This is a genomic window from Zhongshania aquimaris, assembly GCF_019312595.1.
In the GTDB taxonomy this organism is placed as follows: Bacteria; Pseudomonadota; Gammaproteobacteria; order Pseudomonadales; family Spongiibacteraceae; genus Spongiibacter; species Spongiibacter aquimaris.
Genome location: NZ_JAHWDQ010000001.1, coordinates 1,428,738 through 1,443,440, shown reverse-complemented (window position 1 = coordinate 1,443,440; position 14,703 = coordinate 1,428,738). Strand labels below are relative to the sequence as shown.

The following is a 14,703-nucleotide window of genomic DNA, read 5'->3' as shown; positions in this document are numbered from 1 at the left end:
GCTGATCAAGAGAGCAAAAATCGCGTATGACTTCGGTAGATCGTTGGCTACTCCCGGACGGTGTTGAGGAACTGTTGCCCGCACAAGCGGCACAGGTTGAAGCACTGCGTCGGCAACTTTTAGACCTCTATAAACGCTGGGGCTATGAGTTGGTGATTCCACCTATGTTGGAATACACCGAATCATTATTGGTGGGCTTGGGTAGCGACATTGATTTGTTGACCTTTCGGGTAACCGACCAGCTCACTGGTAGAATGATGGGCTTGCGTGCCGATATCACTCCGCAAGCTGCACGTATTGATGCGCACAGTTTGGGTCGAGAAGGCCCGGTCCGGCTTTGTTACGCCGGCAGTGTGCTGCATAGCAAACCTAAAAAGCCATTGGCCTCGCGCTCTCCCATTCAGTTGGGCGCTGAATTGTACGGCGATAACAGCCCCGCCAGTGATTTAGAAATTATTTGCCTGATGCTGGAAACCCTGCGGGTTGCCGGACTTGATGGCATTACCTTAGATACCGGTCACGTGGGTGTATACCGTGCGGTGATCAATGCAGCAGCGCTAAACGCTGAACAAGAAGCGAGTTATTTCGATATATTGCAGCGCAAAGCCAAGACTGAATTGCGCGCTTTTGTGGCGAATTTACCGGTGAGCGACGGTGTCGCTGGGCACCTGTTGGCATTAAATGAATTGCACGGCGGCAAAGATGTATTGGCCAAAGGTCGGCAGGTTTTTGCTGATATTCCGGAAGCCATTGAGGCGATTGCCAGTTTAGAGCAGCTAACCGAAACCTTGGCGCTGCGTATTCCAGACTTGCAGTTCTATTTTGATCTGGCCGAGCTGCGTGGTTACCACTACCACACGGGCGTTGTGTTTTCTGCACTGGTTCGCGAACACGGTCAGGCGCTGGCGTCGGGCGGTCGTTATGACGACATCGGCGAAGTATTCGGGCGCGCACGTCCGGCTACTGGTTTTAGTATCGATTTAAAAGCTCTATTGGGCTTGTTGTCTCCGGTGACTGAGCCGGCGGCGATATTTGCACCTTACGATCCGAGTCCTACGCAGTGGCAGTTTGTGCAGTCCTTGCGCGAGTCGGGTGAAAAGGTAATTTGCGGCCTGCCAGGACAAGATGCCGACGCGGCATGTGACCGAGTAGTTCGCAAAGAGCAAGAACAGTGGTGTGTTGTATCGCTGAATTAATTGGGCTCGGTGGTTGTGAGTCAGTGTATTAACCTTTATCCAGAGAAGCGGATATGAGCAAGAATGTAGTGGTGCTGGGCACCCAGTGGGGCGACGAAGGCAAAGGTAAGATCGTCGATTTACTTACAGATCAGGCGACGGCTGTTGCGCGTTTTCAAGGTGGCCACAATGCGGGTCATACCTTGGTTATCGGCGGCGAAAAAACCGTATTACATTTGATTCCGTCGGGTATTTTACGCGAAGGCGTGACCTGCTTGATTGGCAACGGTGTGGTGTTGGCACCCGACGCCCTATTAAAAGAAATGGGCGAACTTGAAGCTAAGGGCGTGCCAGTGCGCGAACGTCTGCGTTTGAGTCCAGCGTGTCCGCTTATTCTTCCATACCATGTTGCACTTGATCAAGCGCGGGAATTGGCGCGTGGTGAAGCAAAAATTGGTACCACTGGTCGCGGTATTGGGCCAGCTTACGAAGACAAAGTCGCGCGTCGCGGTTTGCGCTTAGGCGACCTTTACAACCCTGAGCGATTCGCGCTCAAGCTAAAAGAAGTGATGGAATATCACAACTTTATGCTGACCTCATATTACAAAGTTGAGGCGGTTGATTATCAAAAGACTCTTGATGACGCGCTGCGTATGGCAGAAGAAATGCGTTCAATGGTGACGGATGTAACCAGTGCGCTGCATAAATACCGCGAAGAGGGTGCGAACATTCTCTTCGAAGGTGCGCAGGGTTCTCTACTAGATATCGATCACGGCACTTACCCCTTTGTTACCTCGTCTAATACCACTGCAGGTGGCACAGCGACCGGTAGTGGCTTTGGCCCCCTGTATCTCGATTACGTACTGGGTATTACCAAGGCATACACCACCCGTGTTGGTAGTGGTCCATTTCCTACCGAACTCTTTGATGATGTTGGCGCCTACCTGGCTAAGAAAGGCCATGAGTTTGGCGCAACGACTGGTCGTCCGCGTCGCTGCGGTTGGTTTGACGGCGTTGGTTTGCGCCAAGCAGTCAGAATCAATAGTGTGACCGGCTTGTGTCTGACCAAGCTTGACGTACTGGATGGTTTAGAAACCGTTCGTATGTGTGTGGACTATAAAAACCCGGCTGGCGAATCAATCGCCGCACCGTTTGATTGTGAAGATTACAACACCATTACACCGATCTACGAAGATATGCCAGGCTGGACGGAATCAACTGTGGGTGCAAAATCCCTAGCTGAATTACCAGAAAATGCTCGCGCTTATATTCGTCGTATCGAAGAAATTGTCGGTGTGCCCATCGATATCGTTTCTACTGGTCCAGACCGGATAGAGACAATTGTCTTGCGCCACCCCTTCGGCTAAGCAATTTAGCTGATGTTAGAAAGTTAAAATGCCGCTGTTTACAGCGGCATTTTTGTTTGTGTACTCCGCATTCCTAGCCAGGCGGTTTTTATAGCGCTATTTAATTCTCTGTGCGCATTAGTCTCTACGTAAAAATGAACAAAGTGTTTCCGTTCACAACGTGTCACATAACTGCAACATACTATTCACATATCTGTCACCAAGTCTCCCTACCATACGCTACATAAATTCAATCCTAGAAAATCCTTAGAGTTGGTTTCGGAGATAGTAAATATGAAAAAGCTTTTTGCACTGACAGCAATGTCATCAGCCCTACTGCTTGTTGCTTGTGGCGGTGGCGGCGATATTAATTTAAGCCCTACTAACATTGATAATAGTCAAGATAACAGCACGAATAACGGCGGTGGCAACAACAATAATCCGTGTGCGTCTTATGTTAAGAATGGCAACACATTCCAAGGTCAGGTAGTGGGTGCAGATTGCTTTTATTCTGCCAGCTTTGTTAGCTCTACAAATCCGATCACTGCTGACGAAGTGACTTTCTCTGCGATCTCAGGCGTGCATGAATTTGCCGACAGCCTCTTTATTGGTGAGGACGTAGATAGCCAAGCGGCCGCATCAGGTACGCCAATTCTGCAAGAAGGCGAAGGCACAAAGTTAAATATTGAAGCTGGCGTCACCATGGTGTTTAAACGTCCAGATAGCTATGTGCGTATTACCCGCGGTTCGCAAATTTTTGCTAACGGTACTGAGGGCGCACCAATCACGTTCACTGCCGACGAAGATATTGATGGCGTTGCGACTGAAGATGATCGCGGTCTGTGGGGCGGTATTCAAATCAACGGTAACGGTATGACTAACAAGTGTCATGACGGTACTGCAACTGGTTCAGGTACAGGTGCAGTTAGTGATTTCACTGCCACTGCGAATAACCCGCATAACTGTAACCAAGAAGCAGAGGGGCAGCCAGCGACCTACGGTGGTAACAACAACGCTGAGAGCTCTGGTGTAATGAAATATGTGGTTGTGAAGCACGCAGGTTTCGAGGTTGTCGACGGTAACGAGCTTAACGCATTTACATTTAACGGTGTTGGTAGTGGAACGACCCTAAGCTACCTGCAAGCCTATACCTCGCAAGATGACGGTTTTGAATTCTTCGGTGGCGCTGTTAATGCAGATCACATCGTTGCGGTTAACGTCGGGGATGATTCAATCGATTACTCTGAGGGCTACAACGGCATGATTCAGTACGCTGTTGTTGTTCACACCTCAGGGGCTAATCGCTGTATCGAAGGTGATAATACCGGTGGCGGACGTAGTGACGCGATTACGCCAACAACTAATATGATCATCTCTAACATGACTTGTATTACATCAAGTATCGATGAAAACGGTGGTGTCAATGCTACCTCTAAGGGTGATTCCGAAGGGCCGTTGTTTCGCGAAGGCGTTTTCTTCCAAATGTACAACTCTATTGTTACCTCTAACGCAGTAAACATGGCAAGTAACGAGTGCTTTGAGTTAGATAACACGGAAGGTCCACAAACGATTAAAGCGGCGCAGGACGGTGTAAGTAAGGCAAGCAGTAACCTTATAGCTTGTAGCGAGCCTACGAAGGCAAGCAACAGAGTTGATACGTTCGATATTAACAATTGGTTGGCTGGTGGTGGTAATGCGGATACACCTGCAAACAGCAACGTTAATAACGTGGTTATAAGTGGCGCCGATATTCCAGCGCAAAGTTTGATTGTTGGTGGTGTTGGTAGCCGCGGTTACAAAACGGCTGCAACTTTGACTAAAGCTGATGGCACCGCAGTGTTCGACCAAGCAACCCAACTTACCGATGTGGCTGCGGTTGACGCTTACTTCGAAACACCAACCTACCTTGGTGGCGCAAATGCCGGCGACGACTGGTTGGCTGGCTGGACTGTAGGTTTAAGCGCTCCTCTTAATCCCTAAGTATTAAAAAGTAGTACCTGTTTCACAGGAAATGCGGGTTGCGGCCCGCAAGTACAGCGCTAGAACGCCCTCCGCTTGTGAGGGCATTTTCCTGAGCACTTAGGATTTTGATTATGCTAATTAAACGATTTGCGCGAAAGCAGCTCTCTGTAGCTGTAGCAGTGGCAAGCAGCGGACTGATCAGCTCGGCTTTGGCTCAGAGCGTCGCCGTAGATACCAGCGAGCAATTCTCGCCGGCTTCGCTAGAGGAAGTGGTCGTGGTCGGTCGATTACAGAGTGTTGCTGCCTCTTTGACTGATGAGCGTCTGGAATTACCTTATTCGGCTGATTTTCTGGGTTTTGAAGCCATCGCACGTGCTGGTGATTCAACCATTGGAGCTGCTTTGCGTCGAGTAACCGGTGTTACTTTAGTAGACAGTAAATTTATTTATATACGTGGTCTTGGTGAGCGCTATAGCAACGTAACAGTTAATGGTGCGGCCGTGCCGTCGCCTGATTTGGCGCGTAGCGTTATTCCTTTGGATCTGTTCCCTTCAAGCATTGTTGAATCTCTGAAGGTTCAAAAATCGTGGGGACCGGAACTGCCAGCTAACTTTGGCGGTGGTGCGATTGATATTCGGACTCGAAGTGTGCCAAGCGGGCCTGTTGCAGCACTTAGCATTGGTACAGGATTTAATACCGAAAGTGATGACGGATTAACCTATTCCGATAATTCGGGATCAATGCCGCAGGCGTTAACAAACGCAATTAGTCGATATAAAGGCGATTTGTCGCAAAGCAACATCTTTGATATTGAGAATGCCGCTGGTAACGCTATTAGTCGTTTAGAAGCGGAGCAAGTGCAGCGCGATTTAATTCTATCTTTAAATCGCAATGTGGCATTAAACCAAGGCAAGCTAGATCCTGATCGTGATATCAAAATTGATCTTGGCAACGCGTGGGATGTGAGTGACGACTTAGTACTCGGCGCGTCCTTAAATTGGGGTTACGATGAAGAATATCGTAATAAAAATCAGATTAAACGTAGTATCGGTAATCCGAGCGATAACTTCTCTGAGTCTCAGCGGACTGTTTACGAACTGCGAAAAACCTTGGCAATTGTATTGGGCGCGGAGTACGCCGAAGATAATACAATACAGCTGAGTCATTATGTTATCCAAAACGACGCTGACGAGGCGAGTATTACCTCTGGATTTTCTAGCAATAATCCCGCATCAGAAAACCGTCCCAGAGTTAATTATGATACTCGCTTAGAAGAGCGTGAGCTCGAGCTGACGCAAGTTTCGGGTAGCCATCGTTTGGGCGAATTCTCGCCAGTGCCAGTGCTTGAAATGTTGAGCTTTGAATGGTTTTACTCGGATGCTCAAGCCACAACAAATGTTCCCAATGCGACGAGTTTTTCCGGTTCTATCGATAGAAACACATCGCCAGAAACCCCTTTCATTTCACAGTCGTCTACCGCTGGCCAGTTTGAGTTTCTGGCATTGGAAGATAATGTGGAGAGCTGGGGTGGGCGTGCTGAATTACCAATCGATATTGACGGTCGCGAACTTATCGTTTCTGGTGGTTGGTGGAACTCAGAAAAAACTCGAGAGTACTACGGCTATACCGCGAACATCGGTACGAATGCCACGGTCGGTACCCCGCAAACGGTATTCACCGATGAGCGAATCAATGACTTAAATAATGTTTTTGATCTTGCGATGGGATCTGGATTCGGTAATGAAAGTTACGTTGCAGCTCAGAAGATAGGGGCGGTATACGGCGGTTTAGATTTTCGGATGACTGAAGAGTGGCGCATTACATTGGGCGCCCGTTGGGAGGAGTATCAGCAGGCTGTGTTGCCGGTGAACCTTCTCGATTTTACCGGTGTGTTTAATCAGCAGTTAATTGAGCAGTTGCAAGATCCCAATCAGAAGTTTGCTGTTCAGAATGATGATATCTACTCAAGTTTTGCCGTGACTTATTCGGGTATGAGCTTGCTGGGTGCCAATGAGTTTCAAATTCGCTTTAGTGCGAGTGAGACGGTAGTTCGTCCTGATCTTCGTGAGTTAGCGGATGTCGCATATATTGATCCCGAGCTAAATGTCCGGGTTTTTGGTAACCCAGGGTTACAAACAACGGATATTAGTAACTTCGATTTGCGTGGTGAGTTCTATTATGACGGCGGTGATAACTTCACGGTATCGCTGTTTTACAAAGATCTAGAACGGCCGATTGAGCAGGTTGAGGGCGCTGGTTCAGATGATGACACGGTATTGCGTTACATCAACGGCGATTCGGGTGAAGTGTACGGCGTTGAATTTGAGGGCCTTAAAACATTACCGGCGGGCTTGTTCCTTTCGGGTAACGTAACATTGAGTGATTCGGAAATTGCCATCACTAGTAACAATGAAGTGACTAATACGGATCGTCGCCTAACCGGGCACTCTAAATATGTTGTTAACGCGTCATTGGGATACGATTCGCCAGATGAACGTCACAGTGCATCTATACTGTACAACATATCTAGTGAGCGTATTTTCTTTGCTGGTACTTCGGGTAATGACGATGCGTTTGAGCAGCCGTTTGGCTCGCTGGATGTAATTTACAATTACTACCCAACTGAAAATCTTTCACTTAAAGTCAAGGTAACGAATCTATTGGATTCAAGCCGCGAGTTTGAGCAAAAGAATAGCAGCGGTACTAACGTCAAAATTCTTGAGCAAGAAGTCGGTACTAGCGTGGGTTTAAGCCTGAGCTGGAAATACTAATAAATTCTTAAACGTTTTTAGCAAAGGATTTGCTAAATCAGGCGCCGGTTGGCGCCTTTTTTGTGTCTGTTAATATCTTATTCTGAGCTCAGCTTAAGTCTGCTGGCTTTATCAGAAAACTGCTGGGCACGAATTAAATTTCCTTGGCGAAAATAGATTAGAGATGCAAATCTATAAAATCGATATTCATCTTTCCGCAGCTTAATAGCCTGCTGGATTAAATCTAGTGCTTCTTCGTAAGCTCCCTTTTCATACTCAGCCTTTGCATAGCTATAAAGTAAAAAGGGATTTTGTTTTCGAAAGTTCTCAGCAATTATCTCCAGTTTTCGTGCTTCTGCGTGTTGACCTTGCTCACTATAAAGACGTCCGAGGTTGCTAATAGCTACTTGGTCGTTGGCATTGAGGGTTAGCGCATGCCGATAGGCAATTTCTGCATCGTGAGTGCGGCCTTGTCGGCGAAGTAAGGTACCTAAATTCCCCCAGATATGCCCCGCTTTCGGGTCGAGAAAGAGCGCGCGTCTAAAATACAGATGTGCTTTGTCATTTTCGCCGCTGTTGAGAAACTCTGCGCCGCGATTATTGTAATGCTGTGCGGCGGCCTGCTGCTCATTCACCTGATGTTGGGGGTAGTGGTATTCATAATTGTCGACACTGAGGTCGACTACTTCTTTGTCGCCATTGCCAAAGTCAACGATGGCATTGATGTGCTTGTAGAACACCATGCTGTTGTCGCTAACCATATCCCAGCTTGGCGGAATAGTGACTTCATTGTAATAGGCATTTAGCTTTGCCTCTCTCGCAAGGGCAATAAATAGTGACGTTAGTGATAGGCAGTTTCCGGTGCGCTGTTGAAATGTTTCAGTTGCGTTGAGGGTAATGCCGGGGTCATATTTCAGGCCTAGCTGTGAGGGTCTGATCATACTGTCTAGCAGATAGCTTAAGCGGGCGCGTGGCGACAGCGCGGCCGGTACATTCTCTTCTACGAAGTAGCGCATTTCGGCATTGAGCGCGAGTATGTTGTCTTCGGGATATACACTAACATCAACGTTTTCACCGCCGTTCTTGAGATGTAATAGCGCGGTAACTTCTTCAGCGCTGGGGGGCTGGATATCAAGTTGAGTAGCGTCGTGGGTGCCGGTGTTGGAGCAGGCCAGTAAACTGCTCATGATCGCGGCGGCGAGTAAATTTTTTGAGAATGTTGGCATCGCTTGTATCTGCGTCTCATCTTTTAAAATGGTGCGTCACGTTGTTCTCAAGCACCAGTATCTGCATTGCTAACTATAGACTGAATCGCGACCAGAAAGCCTGCATGTGCTGGAAAATACTTTATTTTATGTAAATATAAACCTTTTTCAGCTGCTGTGGTTTATAGCGATTGTGTACCCCTCACTGTCGATGAGCATCGTTTGAGAAATACATGCGGTGGTGACCTGCAGGAATCACTGTGTCTTTCTTACTTGGCATCATACAATGTGGTGTCAGAGGCAGGGCGCTGGTATACCGGCACTATTTTCAATCTAGCCATATTACTGAAAAAGGAATGACCCAATGGAAAATTTGCCCCATCACTATTCAGTTGTAGTCAACGCGAAGCCAGACAACCATTTGCAGGTCTCTGCCGATCATTTACCTACATTAGACGTTGATGCACCGAGCCAATTTGGTGGTCCGGGCGATAAATGGTCGCCGGAGGAACTATTATTGGCTGCGGCGGCGAATTGCTTTGTTTTATCATTTCGAACGGTTGCCTCTATCGCGAAGCTGGAATGGCAGGCCATCCGTTGCACGACAGACGGCGTACTCGATAAGGTCGAGCGGGCAATGCAATTTACCGAGATTGTTACTAAAGTCGCGCTGACCTTAGATTCAGAGGCCTCGCGCCAGAAAGCAGAAACACTGCTGGCTAAAGCGGAGAAAATTTGTATTGTCAGCAATTCACTCACTGCGCAAAAGCGGCTGGAAATTGAGCTTATTGTTAAGCAATAGATCACTGATTTAACGTATTAGGCAGTAAGGCTGTGAGTTGCGTTTGTGAGTTGTTTAGAAGATGCGCGCCTGAAGCTAAGTGATTGAAGAAATAGCCGTAACCATCACATTACAGTTTGTGGGGCTGGGTTGAAACGCGCGGTGCCTCGATAGCGGGACCGCGCGTTGTTAAGCTACATGTTAGTTTGGCTTATTAAATGATGCTGCTGCGCTTTGATATTCTTCTATCAGCGTTGACACCAGTTCGGCTGTAGTTGGAATATTGTGTATCGCGCCAACGCCCTGGCCCGCAGACCAAATTTGCTTCCATGCGCCGCCCGCTTTGTCTCCGTCTTTGTGGTCGGCATCTACCTCTAACTCTTCACCAAAATCAATATCTGTTTTAGCTTCCAGATTGCTAGGATCTAGTCCCGCGTTCACAATGCTGGGTTTGAGGAAATTGGCGAATACCCCGGAGATATTTGGCGTGTAGACGATGTCACTGGACATGGAATCTACGATCATCTGCTTGTATTCAGGCTGTACCAAGCTTTCTTGGGTATTGATAAACCGTGTGCCCATATAGGCGAGGTCGGCGCCCATCATGCGTGCAGCGGCAATATCACTACCCTTTGAAATAGCACCCGCTAGCAAAAGCGTCTTATCGAAGAATTCACGTATCTCGGCGACCAGTGCAAAGGGATTGGTGCTGCCCGCATGGCCACCTGCACCTGCGCAAACGGCGATCAAGCCGTCTACGCCCGCGTCTGCGGCTTTGCGAGCGTGACGAGCATTGATGACGTCGTGGAATACCAAACCGCCATACCCGTGGATTGCATCAATAACTGATTTAACTGCACCGAGTGAGGTAATAATCATCGGTACTTTATGTTTTACGCATAAGGCGAGGTCTGCTTCTAGACGAGGATTGGTTTTGTGGACGATCAGATTTACCGCAAACGGTGCCGCTCTTTTGCCCGTGTCCTGTTCAAATTTTGCAAGCGCTGTATTTATGGTGTTGAGCCACTCTTCAAACCCATCACTGCTGCGCTGATTCAATGCGGGAAAAGAGCCAACCATACCGGACTTGCAGGTTTCGATGACCAGCTCTGGGCCAGATGCCAGGAACATGGGGGCGGCAACCGCGGGCAATTGCAGTCGATTTTTGAGCAGTTCGGGGAGGGACATAGTCGTAATACTCTTCTTGGAAGGCCTTTTTGGAAAGCGTACTTTATAGGCTTGCGCCAGCGCCGGGTAGTGTCTGTATTGACATTAAATACGTTGATAGTGACACTTGGGCTTGAGATGGCGTTGAGCATAGTGGAGTGAAAAATGCCTAAGGTCTATGTGCTAGCGTACGAAGATTGCTATGCGGGAAGCTTGGCCAACCCTCAGGATTTATATTTAGTCGCAAACTCCCATTGGCGTGAGCAGTACAAACGGCAGGACGGTGTTTTTGAGTGGCAAGTCTTATCCGAGGACGGTGCGCCGGTTAGAACCGCTTCGGGGTTGCGGGTTGCCGTCGACGGCGCCTTAGTAGATCTCGACGAAGGAAGTATAATTGTTCTACCTGCGATGAATTATCCAGGCGGCAAAGCCTTCAGTCACAAATTGTTGGCGATGAGCGCTATTGTGAGCTGGCTCAGTCGCCAGTACGCCAATGGTTGTATTATTTGCGCCCATTGCACGAGTAGTTTCGTATTGGCAGAAACCGGTTTGTTGAGTGGTTTGGCTGCCACCACGAGCTGGTGGTTGGCGGAACAGTTTGGGCAGCGTTACCCCGATATTGAATTGCGCGCGGGCGAGTTAGTGGTCGATGAAAAACGTCTAATAACTGGCGGTGCAAATGGCGCTGAAATGGTCACAGCTTTAATTTTAGTTGAGCGCTACATGGGTAAAGCCGTGGCGTCTTTATGCGCCAAAACATTATTGGTCGATACCAATTTAACCCAGCAAACGCCGTATTTAATATTGCCAAGGCAAAAGGAGCACAGTGATGCTCTGGTACTGTCGGCGCAGGATCATCTTGAGAAAAATCTCACGTCTCCGTTTTCCTTGGATGCCCTTGCCACGCAATGCCATGTCAGCTCCAGAACATTGATGCGACGTTTTAAAGAAGCAGTGGGTGATACACCCAATAGCTATTTGCAAAATTTGCGTATTGAAGCGGCTAAAAAACTATTGGAAAGCACCGGTATGTCGTCTGAGCAAATAATGCGTCGTATCGGATATGCCGATATCAGTTCGTTTAATCGTTTATTTCAGCGTAAAACGGGTCTGACGCCACGGTCATATCGGCAGAAATTCAGTCATTAAATACTGTATATAAAGGCCGGCTATAAAAAACCGGCTGGGCTTGTTTACTAATTACGATGTGCGTTTATAGTGAATCGGCGTATTCCCCGTCCATTTTTTGAAGGCGCGAATAAAGGCGCTCGCTTCAGAGAAGCCGGTGAGGGTGGCGGTTTCTTCGACACTTTTACCCTGTGAACTCAGGTGGAAAATAGCGCTGTCGCGGCGAACGCGGTCTTTTATTTCCTGATATTGAAAGCCTTCGTCGCGCAGATAGCTGCGCAATGTGTGTGGGTGTAGATTAAAACCTTTGGCGAATTCGCTGAACGAGGGATTGCTTTGGAGTCGTGACTCCAGTTGTGTGCTCACTCTATAGTGCCAGCTTTTTTGAGCGTAGACTTGGGTGATCATGGCTTGGTTAACGTGGTTGAGAAAGGCGTTAATTGCCTGTGCCGACTTTGTCACGGGTAAATCTAACATGCTTGCTGAGAAGCGCAGCTGCGATACCGGCTGCTGAAAATAAATATCTTTGCAAAAATACATATCCCAATACACCGAGCGGTGCGTTGTTTCCGCAAAGCAAAAATCTACCGCGTGTAGTGGAATCTGGCGTCCGATTAGCCAGTTGGCGGTGCGATGGATGTAGAACAAAAAGGATTCATACAAATAGGGATCAAACTGTGCCGGGTGATCTTGTTGATTGCTGTGATTTAGCGACAGGAATGCATTGCCACTGTCGTCTCTGCTAAGCCTAGTTTCTAGGCCCCACGTTATCAGGCGATAAAATCGCGTCAGTTTTTTTAAGGCCTCGCCGAGGGTGTTGGAGTTGGCCGCTAGCTCCACCATCGTAGTCCAGCAACCTAATTTTTGGGGCAGGCTACCGTAGCCCATTAGCTCATCGTCCATTTCCTGCATGGTGTCGCGGAGCAGGTTTGCGTAGTTTTCTGCGGGTACACGCGCGGTAGTCGATTGCAAAATTTGCGGTGAAATATGATTTTTGGCCAGCAGCTCCCGCTGCATTTCGGGCCTGTGCTCTAGGTTCTTTAGGCAGGCCTGAATAAAGTAGATTGAGATAGTCGGGGATCGCACCGTATTAAGCTCAAGTTAGCGTGAAGCCGCATTATAACAATATGTCTATTTTTGTCTTCCTTTACGTCATTGTAATGCTTGCAATAGAGGTGGAGTATTGCGCACAAGTCTATTTTGTTGCCGCAGTGTGCGGTCCCTACCCTCATTTGGAGAAAGTAATGGATATCAAAGGAAAAGTCGCGGTGGTCAGCGGTGGTGCGTCGGGCATGGGTTTAGAGATTGTTAAGCGTCTAGTGAGTCTTGGCGCTAAGGCGGCGATATTCGATATGAACTCAGCGGCGGGCGAGGCGGTCGTTGCCGAGTTGGGCGAGGCGGTTATGTTTGCCGACGTGAACGTGACCAGCGAAGAGTCGGTTCAAGCCGGTGTGAACGCCACTATGGCCGCATTTGGCGCCATTCATATTTGTGTGAACTGCGCGGGTATCGCAACAGGCAGCAAGACTTTGGGTAAAGACGGCCCATTCCCCTTGGATTTGTGGCAAAAAACCTTGGCGGTAAATTTAACCGGCACCTTTAACGTGTTGCGTTTATGCGCCGAGCAAATGGCTAAGAATACGCCAGACAATGAAGACGGCGTTCGCGGTGCGATCGTGAATACGGCCTCTGTTGCCGCCTTTGAAGGCCAGGTTGGCCAAGCTGCATACAGCGCGAGTAAAGGCGGTATTGTGGGTATGACTCTGCCCATCGCACGGGACTTATCAAGCGTCGGTATTCGGGTGAACACCATTGCCCCGGGTCTGATCAACACCCCGATGTTTGAGTCATTGCCAGCGCCTGTTTATCAAGCCCTTAGCAGCACGCCATTATTTCCTAAGCGTCTTGGCCGCGCGGCTGAAATTGCGCATATGGTCACCAGCATCATCGAGAACGATTACATCAATGGCGAGTGCATTCGTATGGACGCTGGTCTGCGTATGCAGCCTAAATAAGTCTTTGCTTGTCGAATTGATGGATTAGCAGGAGAGTAAATATGGGCCCCTTGACTGGCTTGCGTGTAATAGAAATTGAAGGCCTCGGCCCCGCGCCATTTTGCGGCATGATGCTGGCGGATATGGGCGCGGAAGTGATTTCTATTACCCGCAAATCCTCCTCTAAAGCGCGGCCTGCAGAGGTCAGTGAGCGCGGTAAGAAATCCATCGCGGTCAACTTGAAGTCGGCTGAGGGCGTGGAGATTGTGTTAAAGCTCTGTGCGACAGCAGATGCGCTTATTGAAGGGTTTCGCCCAGGTGTTGCCGAGCGTTTGGGTATTGGCCCAGAAGACTGCATGGCGCGAAACCCAAAGCTTGTTTACGGGCGCATGACCGGCTGGGGTCAAACTGGGCCTCTGTCGCAAGCTGCAGGCCACGACATCAATTATATTTCGCTGTCTGGCGCCTTGCACAGCATTGGTCGAGCGGGTGAAAAGCCGGTGCCGCCGCTAAATTTGGTCGGTGATTTTGGCGGCGGCGGCATGTTCCTCGCCTTTGGCTTGATGTGCGCTATTTTTGAATCGTCGCGCTCCGGTCAAGGCCAGGTCGTGGACGTGTCGATGGTTGAAGGCTCTGCTGCCTTAATGCACATGATGTATGCCTGGATGGCGAGTGACCGCTGGCGTGATGAGCGCGGGGTGAATTTGCTCGATGGCGCGTCGTATTTTTACGACAGCTACGAAACCGCCGACGGCAAATACGTGTCGATTGGTTCTTTAGAGCCGCAATTTTTTCAAATACTACTGGAAAAAGCCGAGCTGGATGCCAGTGAGTTTAGCTCACAAAGCGATGAATCAAAGTGGCCGGAATTAAAGGCAAAACTCAGTGCGGTAATGAAAAATAAAACCCGCGATGAGTGGTGCGCGATCATGGAGGGCAGCGATGTGTGCTTTGCACCAATCCTTTCTATGAGCGAGGCGCCAGAGCACCCGCATAATAAATTCCGTCAAAGCTACCTTCACACTGACGGTATCTTGCAGGCAGCGCCAACACCAAAATTCAGCCGTACCGCACCGTCGGTACCGGCTTCGCCGCCAGCGTCGGGAAGTAATACCAGCGCTGTATTAAGCGGTTTGGGATACAGCAGTGAACAAATAGTGCAGCTTGCCGAGCAAGGTGTTTTACCGTAAATCGA

Annotated in this window: 11 protein-coding genes; 8 read left to right on the top strand and 3 right to left on the bottom strand. The window is 48.9% G+C overall.

Features of this window, described 5'->3' with window-relative positions; all coding sequences use genetic code 11:
- Positions 1-26 precede the first annotated feature (26 nt).
- From KXJ70_RS06590 to KXJ70_RS06575, 4 genes are all read left to right on the top strand, one after another.
- Positions 27-1,196: an ATP phosphoribosyltransferase regulatory subunit gene (locus KXJ70_RS06590; RefSeq protein WP_219042630.1), complete on the top strand. Its 1,170-nt coding sequence runs from the start codon at positions 27-29 to the stop codon at positions 1,194-1,196.
- A 53-nt stretch (positions 1,197-1,249) separates the two neighbouring features.
- A complete protein-coding gene (locus KXJ70_RS06585; RefSeq protein ID WP_219042629.1) occupies positions 1,250-2,542 on the top strand; it encodes an adenylosuccinate synthase in 1,293 nt (430 codons plus the stop codon).
- Between the two features lie 273 nt (positions 2,543-2,815).
- A complete protein-coding gene (locus tag KXJ70_RS06580; protein ID WP_219042628.1) occupies positions 2,816-4,501 on the top strand; it encodes a beta-helix domain-containing protein in 1,686 nt (561 codons plus the stop codon).
- A 113-nt stretch (positions 4,502-4,614) separates the two neighbouring features.
- Positions 4,615-7,254 carry a TonB-dependent receptor domain-containing protein gene (locus tag KXJ70_RS06575; RefSeq protein ID WP_219042627.1) on the top strand — a complete coding sequence of 880 codons (2,640 nt, stop codon included), beginning with the start codon at positions 4,615-4,617 and terminating at the stop codon, positions 7,252-7,254.
- A 77-nt stretch (positions 7,255-7,331) separates the two neighbouring features.
- Here the strand turns inward: KXJ70_RS06575 and KXJ70_RS06570 are convergent, their stop codons facing one another.
- The gene (locus KXJ70_RS06570; protein WP_219042626.1) at positions 7,332-8,459 is read right to left on the bottom strand and encodes a tetratricopeptide repeat protein; all 1,128 of its coding nucleotides are present in this window, start codon (positions 8,457-8,459) and stop codon (positions 7,332-7,334) included.
- Between the two features lie 343 nt (positions 8,460-8,802).
- On the opposite strand from KXJ70_RS06570, the gene KXJ70_RS06565 reads away from it, so the two are divergent.
- Positions 8,803-9,240 carry an OsmC family protein gene (locus KXJ70_RS06565; RefSeq protein WP_219042625.1) on the top strand — a complete coding sequence of 146 codons (438 nt, stop codon included), beginning with the start codon at positions 8,803-8,805 and terminating at the stop codon, positions 9,238-9,240.
- 180 nt (positions 9,241-9,420) lie between these two features.
- Here the strand turns inward: KXJ70_RS06565 and KXJ70_RS06560 are convergent, their stop codons facing one another.
- Positions 9,421-10,407, bottom strand: a complete 987-nt coding sequence (locus KXJ70_RS06560) for an NAD(P)H-dependent flavin oxidoreductase (protein ID WP_219042624.1) — start codon at positions 10,405-10,407, stop codon at positions 9,421-9,423.
- A gap of 144 nt (positions 10,408-10,551) precedes the next feature.
- Between KXJ70_RS06560 and KXJ70_RS06555 the strand changes: the two genes are divergently transcribed.
- Positions 10,552-11,535, top strand: a complete 984-nt coding sequence (locus KXJ70_RS06555; RefSeq protein ID WP_219042623.1) for a GlxA family transcriptional regulator — start codon at positions 10,552-10,554, stop codon at positions 11,533-11,535.
- A 51-nt stretch (positions 11,536-11,586) separates the two neighbouring features.
- Here the strand turns inward: KXJ70_RS06555 and KXJ70_RS06550 are convergent, their stop codons facing one another.
- Positions 11,587-12,531, bottom strand: coding sequence for an AraC family transcriptional regulator (locus KXJ70_RS06550; protein ID WP_219042622.1), 945 nt, complete (start codon positions 12,529-12,531; stop codon positions 11,587-11,589).
- Between the two features lie 227 nt (positions 12,532-12,758).
- On the opposite strand from KXJ70_RS06550, the gene KXJ70_RS06545 reads away from it, so the two are divergent.
- Both KXJ70_RS06545 and KXJ70_RS06540 read left to right on the top strand, forming a co-directional pair.
- Positions 12,759-13,529, top strand: a complete 771-nt coding sequence (locus KXJ70_RS06545) for an SDR family NAD(P)-dependent oxidoreductase (RefSeq protein ID WP_219042621.1) — start codon at positions 12,759-12,761, stop codon at positions 13,527-13,529.
- A gap of 41 nt (positions 13,530-13,570) precedes the next feature.
- Entirely contained in the window at positions 13,571-14,698 is a 1,128-nt protein-coding gene (locus KXJ70_RS06540) for a CaiB/BaiF CoA transferase family protein (protein ID WP_219042620.1), read from the top strand.
- Positions 14,699-14,703: the final 5 nt, after the last annotated feature.